Annotated in this window: 16 protein-coding genes and 1 pseudogene; 9 read left to right on the top strand and 8 right to left on the bottom strand. The window is 48.4% G+C overall.

Going from position 1 to position 16,742, the window contains the following annotated elements; all coding sequences use genetic code 11:
• Nucleotides 1–15 precede the first annotated feature (15 nt).
• The 3 genes from lptG to ytgA form a co-directional block, all read right to left on the bottom strand.
• On the bottom strand, nt 16–1,098 hold the full coding sequence (lptG, locus tag ACJHWT_RS07110) for an LPS export ABC transporter permease LptG (RefSeq protein ID WP_001295681.1): 1,083 nt from the start codon (nt 1,096–1,098) through the stop codon (nt 16–18).
• Nucleotides 1,098–2,198, bottom strand: a complete 1,101-nt coding sequence (gene lptF / locus ACJHWT_RS07115) for an LPS export ABC transporter permease LptF (protein ID WP_000584114.1) — start codon at nt 2,196–2,198, stop codon at nt 1,098–1,100. Before lptF ends, lptG begins: the two co-directional genes overlap by 1 nt.
• A gap of 62 nt (nt 2,199–2,260) precedes the next feature.
• A complete protein-coding gene (gene ytgA / locus ACJHWT_RS07120; RefSeq protein WP_211180521.1) occupies nt 2,261–2,311 on the bottom strand; it encodes a protein YtgA in 51 nt (16 codons plus the stop codon).
• A 153-nt stretch (nt 2,312–2,464) separates the two neighbouring features.
• Here ytgA and pepA point away from each other — a divergent pair, with 153 nt between their 5' ends.
• From pepA to valS, 3 genes are all read left to right on the top strand, one after another.
• A complete protein-coding gene (gene pepA, locus ACJHWT_RS07125; RefSeq protein WP_000397163.1) occupies nt 2,465–3,976 on the top strand; it encodes a leucyl aminopeptidase in 1,512 nt (503 codons plus the stop codon).
• A gap of 133 nt (nt 3,977–4,109) precedes the next feature.
• Nucleotides 4,110–4,553: a DNA polymerase III subunit chi gene (gene holC / locus ACJHWT_RS07130; protein ID WP_000786399.1), complete on the top strand. Its 444-nt coding sequence runs from the start codon at nt 4,110–4,112 to the stop codon at nt 4,551–4,553.
• Nucleotides 4,553–7,408: a valine--tRNA ligase gene (valS, locus tag ACJHWT_RS07135; RefSeq protein ID WP_000416389.1), complete on the top strand. Its 2,856-nt coding sequence runs from the start codon at nt 4,553–4,555 to the stop codon at nt 7,406–7,408. The genes holC and valS overlap by 1 nt, the downstream gene beginning before the upstream one ends.
• 53 nt (nt 7,409–7,461) lie before the next feature.
• Here valS and ACJHWT_RS07140 read toward each other — a convergent pair whose 3' ends face one another.
• The gene (locus ACJHWT_RS07140; RefSeq protein WP_000079653.1) at nt 7,462–8,658 is read right to left on the bottom strand and encodes a YjgN family protein; all 1,197 of its coding nucleotides are present in this window, start codon (nt 8,656–8,658) and stop codon (nt 7,462–7,464) included.
• Between the two features lie 192 nt (nt 8,659–8,850).
• Here ACJHWT_RS07140 and ACJHWT_RS07145 point away from each other — a divergent pair, with 192 nt between their 5' ends.
• Nucleotides 8,851–9,354, top strand: coding sequence for a GNAT family N-acetyltransferase (locus ACJHWT_RS07145; protein WP_001059400.1), 504 nt, complete (start codon nt 8,851–8,853; stop codon nt 9,352–9,354).
• A gap of 45 nt (nt 9,355–9,399) precedes the next feature.
• Here ACJHWT_RS07145 and rraB read toward each other — a convergent pair whose 3' ends face one another.
• The gene (gene rraB, locus ACJHWT_RS07150; protein ID WP_000002953.1) at nt 9,400–9,816 is read right to left on the bottom strand and encodes a ribonuclease E inhibitor RraB; all 417 of its coding nucleotides are present in this window, start codon (nt 9,814–9,816) and stop codon (nt 9,400–9,402) included.
• Nucleotides 9,817–9,977: 161 nt separating this feature from the next.
• On the opposite strand from rraB, the gene argF reads away from it, so the two are divergent.
• Complete coding sequence (gene argF / locus ACJHWT_RS07155) at nt 9,978–10,991, top strand: ornithine carbamoyltransferase (protein ID WP_000012921.1); 1,014 nt, start codon at nt 9,978–9,980, stop codon at nt 10,989–10,991.
• Between the two features lie 42 nt (nt 10,992–11,033).
• On the opposite strand, the pseudogene yjgL reads toward argF, so the two are convergent.
• From yjgL to ACJHWT_RS07170, 3 genes and pseudogenes are all read right to left on the bottom strand, one after another.
• Nucleotides 11,034–12,760 (bottom strand): annotated as a pseudogene (gene yjgL / locus ACJHWT_RS07160) (protein YjgL).
• 122 nt (nt 12,761–12,882) lie between these two features.
• Nucleotides 12,883–13,335 (bottom strand): toxin-antitoxin biofilm protein TabA, encoded by a 453-nt coding sequence (tabA, locus tag ACJHWT_RS07165; protein ID WP_001317594.1) that lies wholly within the window; start codon nt 13,333–13,335, stop codon nt 12,883–12,885.
• Between the two features lie 144 nt (nt 13,336–13,479).
• Entirely contained in the window at nt 13,480–14,073 is a 594-nt protein-coding gene (locus ACJHWT_RS07170; protein WP_001317593.1) for a TetR/AcrR family transcriptional regulator, read from the bottom strand.
• A 70-nt stretch (nt 14,074–14,143) separates the two neighbouring features.
• Here ACJHWT_RS07170 and bdcA point away from each other — a divergent pair, with 70 nt between their 5' ends.
• The 4 genes from bdcA (at nt 14,144) to pyrB (ending at nt 16,738) form a co-directional block, all read left to right on the top strand.
• A complete protein-coding gene (gene bdcA / locus ACJHWT_RS07175; protein WP_000500740.1) occupies nt 14,144–14,857 on the top strand; it encodes an SDR family oxidoreductase in 714 nt (237 codons plus the stop codon).
• 131 nt (nt 14,858–14,988) lie between these two features.
• Nucleotides 14,989–15,384 carry a RidA family protein gene (locus tag ACJHWT_RS07180; RefSeq protein ID WP_000230273.1) on the top strand — a complete coding sequence of 132 codons (396 nt, stop codon included), beginning with the start codon at nt 14,989–14,991 and terminating at the stop codon, nt 15,382–15,384.
• A gap of 280 nt (nt 15,385–15,664) precedes the next feature.
• A complete protein-coding gene (gene pyrL, locus ACJHWT_RS07185) occupies nt 15,665–15,799 on the top strand; it encodes a pyr operon leader peptide (RefSeq protein ID WP_001296693.1) in 135 nt (44 codons plus the stop codon).
• A 3-nt stretch (nt 15,800–15,802) separates the two neighbouring features.
• Entirely contained in the window at nt 15,803–16,738 is a 936-nt protein-coding gene (gene pyrB / locus ACJHWT_RS07190; protein WP_410232321.1) for an aspartate carbamoyltransferase, read from the top strand.
• Nucleotides 16,739–16,742 lie beyond the last annotated feature (4 nt).

The raw sequence follows: 16,742 nt of genomic DNA on the forward strand, positions 1-16,742 counted from the left end.
TATTCGTTCATCAGGTTACGATTTTCTCATTAACAGCCACAGGCTGATTAAGAAGAAGCTGGCGCTTGGCAGCAACGCGCCGATAATCGGCGGGATGCCGTAAACCAATGTCAGCGGGCCGAAGATCTGGTCCAGTACGTAGAAGACAAAACCGAAGCTGATACCGGTGACCACACGCACGCCCATCGGTACGCTACGCAGTGGGCCAAAGATAAACGACAGCGCCATCAGCATCATCACCGCCACGGATAGAGGCTGGAAGATTTTGCTCCACATGTTGAGTTGATAACGTCCGGCATCCTGACCGCTCGACTTTAGATACTTCACATAGTTGTGCAAACCACTGATGGAGAGTGCATCCGGGTCCAGCGCCACCACGCCCAGTTTGTCTGGCGTGAGGTTGGTTTTCCAGGTGCCGCTCACCGTCTGCGAACCGGTGATCTGTTTCGGATTGGTCAGATCAGATTCATCAACCTGCGACAGACGCCAGACTTTATGTTCCGGGTCAAACTTCGCGGTAGCGGCATAGCGTACGGATTGCAGACGACGATTCTCGTTAAAGGCATAAATACTGATGCCACCTAACTCTTCGTCACCTTTAACCCGCTCAATGTAGACGAAGTTGTTGCCATCTTTCGCCCATAAGCCTTGCTGAGTGGAGAGTAACGAGCCGCCGTACATCGCCTGGGCACGGTAGTTACGCGCCATCTGCTCGCCCTGCGGCGCGACCCATTCACCAATCGCCATCGTCAGTAAGACCAGCGGAATGGCGGTTTTCATCACCGACAGCGCCACCTGCATACGGGTAAAACCAGAAGCCTGCATCACCACCAGTTCGCTGCGCTGCGCCAGCATCCCAAGACCAAGCAACGCCCCAAGCAGAGCCGCCATCGGGAAGAAGATCTGCACATCTTTCGGCACGCTCAGCAAGGTATACATTCCTGCGCCTAACGCGTCGTAACTCCCCTGCCCGGCTTTTTTCAGCTGATCGACAAATTTGATAATGCCCGACAGCGACACCAGCATGAACAGCGTCATCATGATGGTGGTAAAAATAGTTTTACCGATATAGCGGTCAAGTACGCCAAAAGGTTGCATCACACCGCTCCTTTACGCGAAAAACTGGCACGCAGGCGGCGGACCGGCACGGTGTCCCAAAGGTTGAGAACAATCGCCAAAGCCAGATAAATCAGGTTAACGGTCCACATCCACAGTGTCGGGTCCAGCTTACCTTTACCGCCGTTCGATTTCAGGGAGGTCTGGATCAGGAAGAAAAGTAGATACAGCAGCATGGCTGGCAGCATCGACAGTACGCGTCCCTGACGTGGGTTAACCACGCTCAGCGGTACGACCATAAGTGCCATCATAAACACGGTGAATACCAACGTGATACGCCAGTTCAGTTCTGCGCGAGCACGATCGGTGTCAGTGTTCCACAATGTGCGCATGTCCATCTGGTCGGTATCGTTCGGGTCGAGCGCCACCGCCTGGTGACCAATGATCGCCTGATAATCCTGGAAGTCCGTAATGCGGAAATCGCGTAACAGTGCAGTGCCTTCGAAGCGCGTTCCCTGGTTGAGAGTGACGACCTGGGAGCCGTCGCGCAGCTGGGTTAAATGTCCGGAATCGGCCACCACCACAGAAGGACGTGCATTACCTTTTGGTCGAATTTGTGCGAGGAACACATCTTTGAAATCGCTGCCGTCAACGCTTTCGATGAACAGCACCGAGCTGCCATTAGTCGCTTGCTGGAATTGCCCTTGCGCCAGCGCCGCCATGCCAGGGTTCGCTTTCGCTTCTGCTAACACTTCATCCTGATGACGCGATGACCACGGTCCCGCCCACATCACGTTAACCGCCGCGACGATTGCCGTGAATACCGCAAGGATCATTGCCGCTTTCACCAGAACCGCTTTGCTCAGGCCGCAGGCATGCATTACCGTAATTTCACTTTCGGTATACAGTTTGCCCAGCGTCATCAGCAGCCCGAGGAACAGGCTTAATGGCAGGATAAGCTGCGCCATTTCCGGCACGCCCAGCCCGAGAAGGGAGAGCACCAGATTCGCCGGAATATCGCCGTCAACCGCTGCGCCGAGGATCCTCACTAACTTTTGACAGAAGAAGATCAAAAGCAAGATGAAGAGTATCGCCAGCTGGCTTTTGAGCGTCTCCCGCACCAGATATCTTATGATTATCACTTTAAATACGCCCGTAAAAACTCGTCTTTTGCAGGATTTTAGCTTGTTTCATGGCTTAAACGTCATTTATTCTCTTGAGTCGTCGAAATCGTCGCTAAGATAATTATACTCAACGGATTCACCTCTCAGATTTTGTTCTGACGTGCCAATGCCGTAATAACGTTAAGATTAACACGAAGTCATCGCAACAGCGGACATGAGTTACGAAAGCTTGCAATTCTATCTGTAGCCACCGCCGTTGTCTTTAAGATTCAGGAGCGTAGTGCATGGAGTTTAGTGTAAAAAGCGGTAGCCCGGAGAAACAGCGGAGTGCCTGCATCGTCGTGGGCGTCTTCGAACCACGTCGCCTTTCTCCGATTGCAGAACAGCTCGATAAAATCAGCGATGGGTACATCAGCGCCCTGCTACGTCGGGGCGAACTGGAAGGAAAACCGGGGCAGACACTGTTGCTGCACCATGTTCCGAATGTACTTTCCGAGCGAATTCTCCTTATTGGTTGCGGCAAAGAACGTGAGCTGGATGAGCGTCAGTACAAGCAGGTTATTCAGAAAACCATTAATACGCTGAATGATACTGGCTCGATGGAAGCGGTCTGCTTTCTGACTGAACTGCACGTTAAAGGCCGTAACAACTACTGGAAAGTGCGTCAGGCTGTCGAGACAGCAAAAGAGACGCTCTACAGTTTCGAGCAGTTGAAAACGAATAAGAGCGAACCGCGTCGCCCGCTGCGTAAGATGGTGTTCAACGTGCCGACCCGCCGTGAACTGACCAGCGGTGAGCGCGCGATCCAGCACGGTCTGGCGATTGCCGCCGGGATAAAAGCAGCGAAAGATCTCGGTAATATGCCGCCGAATATCTGTAACGCCGCTTATCTCGCCTCTCAGGCGCGCCAGCTGGCTGACAGCTACAGCAAGAATGTCATCACCCGCGTTATCGGCGAACAGCAGATGAAAGAGCTGGGAATGCACTCTTATCTGGCGGTCGGTCAGGGTTCACAAAACGAATCGCTGATGTCGGTGATTGAGTACAAAGGCAACGCGTCGGAAGATGCACGCCCAATCGTGCTGGTGGGTAAAGGTTTAACCTTCGACTCCGGCGGTATCTCCATCAAGCCTTCAGAAGGCATGGATGAGATGAAGTACGATATGTGCGGCGCGGCGGCGGTTTACGGCGTGATGCGTATGGTCGCGGAGCTGCAACTGCCGATTAACGTTATCGGCGTGCTGGCAGGCTGCGAAAACATGCCTGGCGGGCGAGCCTATCGTCCGGGCGATGTGTTAACCACCATGTCCGGTCAAACCGTTGAAGTGCTGAACACCGATGCCGAAGGCCGCCTGGTACTGTGCGACGTGTTAACTTACGTTGAACGTTTTGAGCCGGAAGCAGTGATTGACGTGGCGACGCTGACCGGTGCCTGCGTGATCGCGCTGGGTCATCATATTACTGGTCTGATGGCGAACCATAATCCGCTGGCCCATGAACTGATTGCCGCGTCTGAACAATCCGGTGACCGCGCATGGCGCTTACCGCTGGGTGACGAGTATCAGGAACAACTGGAGTCCAATTTTGCCGATATGGCGAACATTGGCGGTCGTCCTGGTGGGGCGATTACCGCAGGTTGCTTCCTGTCACGCTTTACCCGTAAGTATAACTGGGCTCACCTGGATATTGCAGGAACCGCCTGGCGTTCTGGTAAAGCAAAAGGCGCAACCGGTCGTCCGGTAGCGTTGCTGGCACAGTTCCTGTTAAACCGCGCTGGGTTTAACGGCGAAGAGTAAGTTTGCGTTTTACCCTCACCCTAACCCTCTCCCTAAGGGAGAGGGAACCGATCGAGCGCAATAGAAATTCATTGCTCATCTTTCAGGGTGAGGAATGCAGCAATATTTAAATCCACCACAAGAAGCCCCATATATGAAAAACGCAACGTTCTACCTTCTGGACAATGACACCACCGTCGATGGCTTAAGCGCCGTTGAGCAGTTGGTGTGTGAAATTGCCGCAGAACGTTGGCGCAGTGGTAAGCGCGTACTCATCGCCTGTGAAGATGAAAAGCAGGCTTACCGACTGGATGAAGCCCTGTGGGCACGTCCGGCAGAAAGCTTTGTTCCGCATAATTTAGCGGGAGAAGGACCGCGCGGCGGTGCGCCGGTGGAGATCGCCTGGCCGCAAAAACGCAGCAGCAGCCCGCGCGATATATTGATTAGTCTGCGAACAAGCTTTGCAGATTTTGCCACCGCTTTCACAGAAGTGGTAGACTTCGTTCCTTATGAAGATTCTCTGAAACAACTGGCGCGCGAACGCTATAAAGCCTACCGCGTGGCTGGTTTCAACCTGAATACGGCAACCTGGAAATAATGGAAAAGACATACAACCCACAAGATATCGAACAGCCGCTTTACGAGCACTGGGAAAAGCAGGGCTACTTTAAGCCTAATGGCGATGAAAGCCAGGAAAGTTTCTGCATCATGATCCCGCCGCCGAATGTCACCGGCAGTTTGCATATGGGTCACGCCTTCCAGCAAACCATCATGGATACCATGATCCGCTATCAGCGCATGCAGGGCAAAAACACCCTGTGGCAGGTCGGTACTGACCACGCCGGGATCGCTACCCAGATGGTCGTTGAGCGCAAGATTGCCGCAGAAGAAGGTAAAACCCGTCACGACTACGGCCGCGAAGCTTTCATTGACAAAATCTGGGAATGGAAAGCGGAATCCGGCGGCACCATTACCCGTCAGATGCGCCGTCTCGGCAACTCCGTCGACTGGGAGCGTGAACGCTTCACCATGGACGAAGGCCTGTCCAATGCGGTGAAAGAAGTTTTCGTTCGTCTGTATAAAGAAGACCTGATTTACCGTGGCAAACGCCTGGTAAACTGGGACCCGAAACTGCGTACCGCTATCTCTGACCTGGAAGTGGAAAACCGCGAATCGAAAGGTTCGATGTGGCACATCCGCTATCCGCTGGCTGACGGCGCGAAAACCGCAGACGGTAAAGATTATCTGGTGGTTGCGACCACTCGCCCGGAAACCCTGCTGGGCGATACCGGCGTGGCCGTTAACCCGGAAGATCCGCGTTACAAAGATCTGATTGGCAAATATGTCATTCTACCGCTGGTTAACCGTCGTATTCCGATCGTTGGCGACGAACACGCCGACATGGAAAAAGGCACCGGCTGCGTGAAGATCACCCCAGCGCACGACTTTAACGACTATGAAGTCGGTAAACGTCACGCCCTGCCGATGATCAACATCCTGACCTTTGACGGCGATATCCGTGAAAGCGCCCAGGTGTTCGATACCAAAGGTAACGAATCTGACGTTTATTCCAGCGAAATCCCGGCAGAGTTCCAGAAACTGGAGCGTTTTGCTGCACGTAAAGCCGTCGTTGCTGCGGTTGACGCGCTCGGCCTGCTGGAAGAAATTAAACCGCACGACCTGACCGTTCCTTATGGCGACCGTGGTGGCGTGGTTATCGAACCGATGCTGACCGACCAGTGGTACGTACGTGCCGATGTACTGGCGAAACCGGCAGTTGAAGCGGTTGAGAATGGCGACATTCAGTTCGTACCGAAGCAGTACGAAAACATGTATTTCTCCTGGATGCGCGATATTCAGGACTGGTGTATCTCTCGTCAGCTATGGTGGGGTCACCGTATCCCGGCATGGTATGACGAAGCGGGTAATGTTTATGTTGGCCGCAACGAAGACGAAGTGCGCAAGGAAAATAACCTCGGTGCCGACGTTGCCCTGCGTCAGGACGAAGACGTTCTCGACACCTGGTTCTCTTCTGCGCTGTGGACCTTCTCTACCCTTGGCTGGCCGGAAAATACCGACGCACTGCGCCAGTTCCACCCAACCAGCGTGATGGTATCTGGTTTCGACATCATCTTCTTCTGGATTGCCCGCATGATCATGATGACTATGCACTTCATCAAAGATGAAAATGGCAAACCGCAGGTGCCGTTCCACACTGTTTACATGACCGGTCTGATTCGTGACGACGAAGGCCAGAAGATGTCCAAATCCAAGGGTAACGTTATCGACCCGCTGGATATGGTTGACGGTATTTCGCTGCCAGAACTGCTGGAAAAACGTACCGGCAATATGATGCAGCCGCAGCTGGCGGACAAAATCCGTAAGCGCACCGAGAAACAGTTCCCGAACGGCATTAAGCCGCACGGCACCGATGCCCTGCGCTTCACCCTGGCGGCGCTGGCGTCTACCGGTCGTGACATCAACTGGGATATGAAGCGCCTGGAAGGTTACCGTAACTTCTGTAACAAGCTGTGGAACGCCAGCCGCTTTGTGCTGATGAACACAGAAGATCAGGATTGCGGCTTCAACGGCGGCGAAATGACGCTATCGCTGGCGGACCGCTGGATTCTGGCGGAGTTCAACCAGACCATCAAAGCGTACCGCGAAGCGCTGGACAGCTTCCGCTTCGATATCGCCGCAGGCATTTTGTATGAGTTCACCTGGAACCAGTTCTGTGACTGGTATCTGGAGCTGACCAAGCCGGTAATGAACGGTGGAACAGAAGCCGAACTGCGCGGTACTCGCCATACGCTGGTGACTGTACTGGAAGGTCTGCTGCGCCTCGCGCATCCGATCATTCCGTTCATCACCGAAACCATCTGGCAGCGTGTGAAAGTACTTTGCGGTATCACTGCCGACACCATCATGCTGCAACCGTTCCCGCAGTACGATGCATCTCAGGTTGATGAAGCCGCACTGGCTGATACCGAGTGGCTGAAGCAGGCGATCGTTGCGGTACGTAACATCCGTGCAGAAATGAACATCGCGCCGGGCAAACCGCTGGAGCTGTTGCTTCGTGGTTGCAGCGCGGATGCAGAGCGTCGCGTAAATGAAAACCGTGGCTTCCTGCAAACGCTGGCGCGTCTGGAAAGCATCACCGTGCTGCCTGCCGATGACAAAGGTCCGGTTTCCGTTACCAAGATCATCGACGGCGCAGAGCTGCTGATCCCGATGGCTGGCCTCATCAACAAAGAAGATGAGCTGGCGCGCCTGGCGAAAGAAGTGGCGAAGATCGAAGGTGAAATCAGCCGCATCGAGAACAAGCTGGCAAATGAAGGCTTTGTCGCCCGCGCACCGGAAGCGGTTATCGCGAAAGAGCGTGAGAAGCTGGAAGGTTATGCAGAAGCGAAAGCCAAGCTGATTGAACAGCAGGCTGTTATCGCCGCACTGTAATCAACACAGTGATGAAAACGAAGGCCGGAGCATGCTCCGGCCTTTTTTATCTCTTACAGAAATGGTAAAGAAGGCATAACTCCCCGAGAAATACTGGCTAAGAAGCCTTTATCTGGTTGTTCTTCTTTATTGATTAAAGGAAGGTCATCCAAATCGCCCAGCAAATACGTATTTTTTGCCTGCCAGTCAATCATCCATATTTTCAGCAGTGGATAAGCCAGACCGCCCGTAATCCCGGATATCACCACCAACGCACACATGCGATAAAGCATACCGTGGTACGTTAAAGTTGAGCGAAAACGAATACGCCCATCATTCAGTGACAGGTTGCTCATAAAATGGTTTCGCAACGACACCGTTAAATAACTGGTGCTAACAGCAATCCCAAAATAATAGATTAACTGCGCGATTATCATTTTACGCTGCATTTCCATAAATTGCTGTAAATTCTCAATATCATCATTTGCATACACAGAACTATCATACTCATTTAATATTTGATCGAAGATAATATAACCAGCAACAGTGAGAAAAGGCAATAAAGCTAAAAATGCTAGAATGGCATATTTTATACAATACGTAGTATCTAATTTCACCTTGAAACGATGTATACCAAAACTGGTATTGCTCCAGAGAAAACTCATTACCAGACTATATAAAGTACCATTAAAAATACCAATGGAAACAATACCAACTATTGCCATCAGAACCACAGATATAATAACACTACTTGAACTATTGGCATGTAGCATCTTTGTCGAGATAAAGAAAACAGTCCCCATCCCAATGGCCATTAAAATCGGCAAGAAAAAGGTTACCCACCAGAACCCTTTCAAAGAGCAATTAAAACTAAATCTTACGCCGTTGAGACTGGTCATTAAGGCCTGATAACGCAGTCCTTTGGCTGCCATAAATATAAGCAAAACCAACAGTAACAAAGTCAAAACACAGCCAACAAGCGGCATATCTGCTGACACTGTCATTAAGATTGCGAAATAGAAAAAAACAAAAACAAGACAACTAACAAAAACATTCCCACCGGTAATTCCATAAGAAAATCGTTGTCCGTTAACTTCCATATTAGCATAAAGATAACGCTTACATTTCATTAATGCCCATGGTAAATAGATACCTAGCGTTATAATCGTTAACAACACATTCACCACACAAATAAGAAAATATCTCTCACCTGTACCATGAAAAACAAAAGAATGGGACGGAACATCCATTTCATTAATAACTTGAGCCATAAAAATTCCCTGAATTAAAAAATCCATTGATATAATTTATAGATACAGACAGTAAAATGTTCTGCCACGTTACAATACTCTTATCAGTAATAGGCTGGCAAAAACTTTATTGCTTTATAAGACGCTTGCGCACGTAAGAAGAGAGTGGTATTAAACAAATGTATAATTACTTTATTTTTATTGGGTTAAACTATGAATAACATTGCGCCGCAATCACCTGTAATGCGTCGCCTGACGCTGCAGGATAATCCTGCTATCGCCCGCGTCATTCGTCAGGTATCCGCCGAATACGGTCTTACCGCTGATAAAGGCTACACCGTCGCCGATCCGAATCTTGACGAGCTGTATCAAGTGTATAGTCAGCCTGGCCATGCATATTGGGTGGTTGAGTACGAGGGTGAAGTGGTCGGCGGCGGTGGGATAGCGCCATTAACAGGTAGTGAAGCGGACATTTGCGAACTGCAGAAAATGTACTTTCTTCCCGCCATTCGCGGTAAAGGGCTGGCAAAAAAACTGGCCTTAATGGCGATGGAGCAGGCGCGAGAAATGGGTTTCAAACGCTGCTATCTGGAAACGACCGCTTTTTTGAAAGAAGCGATTGGTTTATATGAACATTTAGGTTTTCAACATATCGACTATGCACTTGGCTGCACGGGCCATGTTGATTGTGAAGTGCGGATGTTGCGCGAACTCTGAAAAAATGCCCGCTAGTATGTGCTATCGGGCATTTTAATCAATTAATTAGTGGCGAACCCCGTCATCGTCTTCATCGACAAAATCTTCATCGTCGCCATCTTCGCCGTTAGGATCTTCAAAGTAAGTGCCCCAACCGTCGTACTCAACGTCAAATTTCTCCGCCAGCGTCATCAGTTGTTCAACCTGGGCATCGATCAGATCGGCATTCAACGCGCACTCGCTGAGGATGTCGCAGCAAATCACGATATCACCATCTTCAACTTCCAGCTCTTCTGGATCGGTCACTTCGTAACCGAGTTTAAACGCTTCAACTGCCGCTTTTTCCAGAGTTTCCAGATCGTCTGCGGAAAGATGGTGTTCGATGGTGTACAGCGCGTCCGGATCGCTGCCATCTTCCAGTAATTCTTCAATAATCAAACGTGTTTCTTCACGCTGTTCTTCCAGTTGTTCCGGGTTTGCCATGGCTCATTCCTCTTAATGTCCTGCCGATACTCTTATTGTCACACACCACTGACATTGCCTCCACCTTTGTGATAAAGATTTATGCTTTAGACTTGCAAATGAATAATCATCCATATAAACTGAATTTTAATTCATTGAGGCGTTAGCCACAGGAGGGATCTATGTCCGGGTTTTATCATAAGCATTTCCTGAAATTACTCGATTTCACGCCAGCTGAACTTAACAGCCTGCTGCAGTTAGCCGCGAAGCTGAAAGCTGATAAGAAAAGCGGTAAAGAAGAAGCCAAACTCACTGGTAAAAACATCGCGCTCATCTTCGAAAAAGACTCGACCCGTACCCGATGCTCTTTCGAAGTTGCCGCATATGACCAGGGTGCTCGCGTTACTTATCTCGGCCCAAGCGGTAGTCAGATTGGTCATAAAGAGTCGATTAAAGACACTGCCCGCGTGCTTGGTCGCATGTATGACGGTATTCAGTATCGCGGCTATGGTCAGGAGATTGTCGAAACACTGGCGGAATACGCTGGCGTGCCGGTATGGAACGGCCTGACCAATGAGTTTCACCCCACGCAGTTGCTGGCGGATCTCCTCACCATGCAGGAGCATTTACCCGGTAAAGCATTCAACGAAATGACGCTGGTCTATGCAGGTGACGCACGTAACAACATGGGCAATTCGATGCTCGAAGCTGCGGCGCTTACCGGTCTGGATTTGCGTCTGGTCGCGCCACAGGCATGCTGGCCAGAAGCTGCGCTGGTTACGAAATGCCGCGCCCTGGCACAACAAAATGGCGGGAATATTACGCTGACGGAAGATGTAGCTAAAGGAGTTGAAGGTGCTGACTTTATCTATACCGATGTATGGGTGTCGATGGGTGAAGCAAAAGAAAAATGGGCTGAACGCATTGCATTACTGCGTGATTATCAGGTGAACAGCAAGATGATGCAGTTGACCGGTAACCCGGAGGTCAAATTCCTCCACTGCCTGCCCGCGTTTCATGACGACCAGACGACGCTTGGTAAGAAAATGGCGGAAGAGTTTGGCCTACATGGCGGAATGGAAGTGACTGATGAGGTCTTCGAATCTGCCGCCAGCATTGTTTTTGATCAGGCGGAAAACCGCATGCATACCATCAAAGCGGTGATGGTCGCGACGCTCAGTAAATTAAATAATTAATATCTCTATAAAGATGCCGGGAAATACAAAAACATCCCGGCATCACATTATTTTATGCAGTGATAGTTTTTTCTTCCAGCCAAATTTTTCTATTGCTATACGTAAATTTTCCGGAGGATTTAGTGTATTTAAACGCTGTTGGTCAATATATGGCGATACATTAACCTTCGATTTAAAGATAGTTGCATCATTCTAAATCTAAGTTTGAATTCATTATTCAGTTTTTCTTTGATAACATTATCTGGTTGATTCTTCAAAATTTCCTTATTAGATTCCTCATCATTTAAATCATATTTTAAATTATCAAAATAATTTTTTTCGCCCTCATAACTCTTAAGTAACCGAGGAAAGTACCAGTTAATCATCTCAGTGTTTTTCATAAAAAAATCATTCAAAAAAATATCATTAACTAAAATGCTGACAGGTACTTTATTAAATAGTGACTCAACATTATTAAATATCCTTTGTATTAAATATGTTTTTTCTAGATTGCTTAAGTTAAAATCATTGACATATACAACCAACTTTTTCCAAATCAACTCCTGTAATTCAGGGCTATTTTTATAGGGTTCTTTATCGAGATTGAAAAATAATGTCTCAGCTACTTTAGACTGATCGCAGAGAAAATTAATATGATTTATTACGAAGCATGCATGCTCTATCTTTGCAGAATCATCAAAATATTGCATGCTTTTATTAAAACACCACTCCAGTATTTTTACATCATTATTATATGGCAATTCTAAAAAAGTCACCAACATCGAATGGATGACCGGTGTAAGGTTAACCTTTGCATCATCTAAGGAATCAATAAGAATATGAGACAGGTTAATCATGATGTCATTAATTTCATTGTTACCTTCTTTGTCATTATCAATTCCGTGATCATTTAATTCGTAGAGCTTATCTATTTCTTCAAGTATACCATTTTCGCCCAGTAAGTATGAAATCGATTCATCACATACATGAGGCATTAATAGCAGATGTTCGTTCCTTATTGCTAATAAGGATTTATTCAATGCTTTTTCTAATAAATCCGTAATCGTAGAATCAACTGAACCTTTACAACTCACCTGCGAGTTATTTAAGTCCTGCGAGTTATTTAACTCCTGAGAATCATTTAAATCCTGCGAATTATTTAACTCCTGCGAATTATTTAACTCCTGTATATTATTTAACTTCTGTAAATTATTTAACTTCTGATGATTATTTAATAGACGAGCTATTTCCTTGTTAGCTTCGCGTTGGTAACACGCCAGAATCTTGTTAGTAATCAGGTGTAATGAACTCTCATCTTTTCTTTCAAAGGACTTCCCTTCATAACGATTAGTCGAACCATCAGATTGTTGAAATATAATAGCCGTATGTCCTTGACGAGTCCCCATAGTAGTGATAGTGGAAAGTGTAATTTCTATTTCCACCTTAGATAAATCCGCTCGTTCCCCTTCAGGATTATTCATAACAAACTTCATTATCTCACTGCCATCATTATTTTTGATATAAGATGAGGACTCAATATGAGCCATCATATTTCTTCCCGCTTCGTTGGAGCGTTTGCTAAAATCCACATAACCAAGGGTAAATATTTTTACCAAAAACTCCAAAAATGTCTTAGGATCAAGGATATTTCTTCTGCTATCCTGCCCCCCGGCAATACGGGCAAAATTATTCATTCCAACACGCCAGGTATTTAAAACTTCACTTTTTTGTTTAAAATTGTCGGCTAATGTAATGTGTTGAGAATAATTCAAATCTGATATTTTGCTCATGACGAACTCCTTGAGTTAATAAGAACGTCTAAGCATTACAAATTTTACTCACAAAAAAATATCAAAAAACGCTCTTTTCACAAACTCGCCGTAAACCTGGAGTTATTTACGGCGAAAAGTCATCACGCCATCAGCATCTTCACTACTGCTTTGCGAACCCGGGCTGGCGCGCCCACTGCGCACAGCGGTTTATGCACTTCCCCCGGATAAAACACAACAAAATCACCTTCATTAAGGATAACTGTTTTCTCATCAACGCCTTCCGGCAAAAATGCGATGTCTTTATCAGCTAACCAGTCGGTATCCGGCGTACCTGCAGGTTGTGTGCTGAAGGTCATGCCTTCCTGACCTTTTAACACAATCTGAATGTCGAGATAGCGGGCATGGTACTCCGCACGGCGAGCTTCGTACGGCTCGGTCATATCTTCCGAGATAAGATAAAACAGACGATTGCCTTCGATATCGTGCTTGCCCTTGGGCGTTTCTGCCGTAACGTTTGCTTTGATATGCTCAATCGCCTGGCGTAACTCTTGGGGTAGCCACGGCTGAAGATTATGAATATTTCCGATGATCATCTTTTCCACTCCTTAATTAAAACAATGTTTCATTTCTATCGTTATACGAAAAGATGATCAATTCCGCCAGCCTTAACGCGTGAATTATTGTCTTATCACAACTTATCGGCAGGCGCGTTCCCGCCTTTCGGATCAAGGCCAGCATCACTCCTTGAGAAGAGTTTTTATCGCTTCCCCCGCCAGGGCAGCTGTTGCACAGAGTTGTTCGATGGAGTGCCCCTCCCGTGCCTTCGCAGAAAGCCCTGACATCACGGTACTCATAAAATCAGTCACACATTGTGCGCTTTGTGGATGCCGCCTGGCGATATAGTCATAAATGGTCGTTTCTGCGGCGTGATAATATTGAATGGCAATATCACGCGCTTGTGGATCATGACTATGAATACCTTCAAGAACCATACAGCCAGCGCAGCCGCCGTTTTGGCTATATCTGCACGCCGCTTCTTTTAATACCTCAACCAGGCACTCGCCTACCGGACGATCATCACGAAGAATATCGGCAAGCGGAATAGCTTCCGTACCGACATATTCATTGAGTACACGGCTAAATAACCCAGCCTTACTGCCAAAAGCCGCGTAGAGGCTCGGGGGGTTAATACCAAGATAATCAGTAACTTCAGCAACACTGACAGCATCGAAACCTTTTTGATGAAAAAGCACTTTTGCCGCAGAGACTGCCTGATCAGGAGCGAAACGTCTGGGGCGACCTGGAACACGAGATTGTTTTTTAGTGACCATTACAAAACTTGTTGACAGAAAGTTAAAACAGTTTTGTAATGCATGTTACATAATAAATCAAGGAGTCCTTATGGGCGCTTTTACCGGTAAGACAGTTCTCCTCCTCGGTGGCAGCCGTGGAATCGGTGCCGCTATCGTACGTCGTTTCGTCACCGATGGGGCCAATGTACGATTCACCTATGCGGGGTCGAAAGATGCCGCTGAACGCCTGGCACAAGAGACTGGAGCGACAGCAGTATTCACAGATAGTGCTGACAGAGACGCTGTCATTGATGTCGTTCGTAAGAGCGGCGCATTGGATATCCTGGTGGTAAATGCAGGTATTGGCGTCTTTGGCGATGCCCTGGAATTAAATGCCGACGATATTGATCGCCTTTTCAAAATCAATATTCATGCTCCTTATCATGCCTCTGTTGAAGCCGCCCGGCAGATGCCCGAAGGCGGGCGTATCTTAATCATCGGCTCCGTGAATGGCGATCGTATGCCTGTTGCAGGCATGGCTGCTTATGCCGCCAGTAAATCTGCCCTGCAAGGCATGGCACGCGGGCTGGCCCGTGATTTTGGACCGCGAGGGATCACCATTAACGTCGTCCAGCCTGGGCCAATTGATACCGACGCTAATCCCGCCAACGGGCCAATGCGCGATATGTTGCATAGTTTTATGGCCATCAAAAGACATGGGCAACCGGAAGAGGTCGCTGGTATGGTCGCATGGTTAGCAGGGCCAGAAGCCAGTTTTGTTACCGGCGCGATGCATACCATTGATGGCGCGTTTGGCGCATAACCGACTACGCTCAATTAAGCCCAGCCATTATCCATGATGTCTGGGTTTTGTTTACTAACGTCGTCCCCCTAAAAGCGGCTCCCGGTAAATATAAATCTTCTGTTCATGTCGTAAATCTTGAGGATAACCAAATGGTAGAAAGAACCGCTGTTTTCCCTGCTGGCCGACATTCACTGTATGCTGAGCATCGTTATTCTGCGGCTATTCGTTCCGGCGATTTGCTGTTTGTTTCCGGGCAAGTAGGAAGTCGAGAGGACGGAACACCAGAACCCGATTTTCAGCAACAAGTCAGACTGGCCTTTGATAATTTGCATGCGACCCTGGCAGCTGCGGGATGCACTTTTGACGATATCATTGATGTTACGAGCTTTCATACCGATCCGGAAAAACAATTTGAAGACATCATGACGGTGAAAAATGAAATATTTAGCGCCCCACCTTATCCAAACTGGACGGCGGTGGGTGTTACCTGGCTGGCAGGCTTTGATTTTGAAATTAAAGTGATAGCGCGTATCCCTGAGCTATAAGCAATAGTGTTAGCCGTTCGTTTTCACCCTCCGCCCTATAAGTCGGATGAATGGAATAAAATGCATTTCTGATTGCGTGAAAATGAAAAAGAAAAAAGCAGGAAATGTCTGCAATTATTGATACCGAACGACACTTCCCCTCCAGAATCATAGAAAATAAAAATGCATATATTTTGACTTTTAATTCAAATAAACCGTTTGCGCTGACAAAATATTGCATCAAATGCTTGCACCGCTTCTGGCTATGAGTATAATGCCGGACAATTTGCCGGGAGGATGTATGGTTCAGTGTGTTCGACATTTTGTCTTACCGCGTCTGAAAAAAGACGCTGGCCTGCCGTTTTTCTTCCCGTTGATCACCCATTCCCAGCCCCTCAATCGAGGGGCTTTTTTTTGCCCAGGCGTCAGGAGATAAAAGATGGCTAATCCGCTATATCAGAAACATATCATTTCCATAAACGACCTTAGTCGCGATGACCTTAATCTGGTGCTGGCGACAGCGGCGAAACTGAAAGCAAACCCGCAACCAGAGCTGTTGAAGCACAAAGTCATTGCCAGCTGTTTCTTCGAAGCCTCTACCCGTACCCGCCTCTCTTTCGAAACTTCCATGCACCGCCTGGGTGCCAGCGTGGTGGGCTTCTCCGACAGCGCCAATACATCACTGGGTAAAAAAGGCGAAACGCTGGCCGATACCATTTCGGTTATCAGCACTTACGTCGATGCGATAGTGATGCGTCATCCGCAGGAAGGGGCGGCGCGCCTGGCCACCGAATTTTCTGGCAATGTACCGGTACTGAATGCCGGTGATGGCTCCAACCAACATCCGACGCAAACCTTGCTGGACTTATTCACCATTCAGGAAACCCAGGGGCGTCTGGACAATCTCCACGTCGCAATGGTTGGTGACCTGAAATATGGCCGCACCGTTCACTCCCTGACTCAGGCGTTAGCGAAGTTCGACGGCAACCGTTTTTACTTCATCGCGCCGGACGCGCTGGCAATGCCGCAATACATCCTTGATATGCTCGATGAAAAAGGGATCGCCTGGAGTCTGCACAGCTCTATTGAAGAAGTGATGGCGGAAGTAGACATCCTGTACATGACTCGCGTGCAAAAAGAGCGTCTGGACCCGTCCGAGTACGCCAACGTGAAAGCGCAGTTTGTTCTTCGCGCCAGCGATCTCCACAACGCCAAAGCCAATATGAAAGTGCTGCATCCGCTGCCGCGTGTTGATGAGATTGCGACGGATGTGGATAAAACGCCTCACGCCTGGTACTTCCAGCAAGCAGGCAACGGGATTTTCGCTCGCCAGGCGTTACTGGCACTGCTTCTGAATCGCGATCTGGTACTGTAAGGGG

The sequence above is a fragment of the Escherichia sp. WS338 genome (genome assembly GCF_046486405.1).
GTDB lineage: Bacteria > Pseudomonadota > Gammaproteobacteria > Enterobacterales > Enterobacteriaceae > Escherichia > Escherichia coli.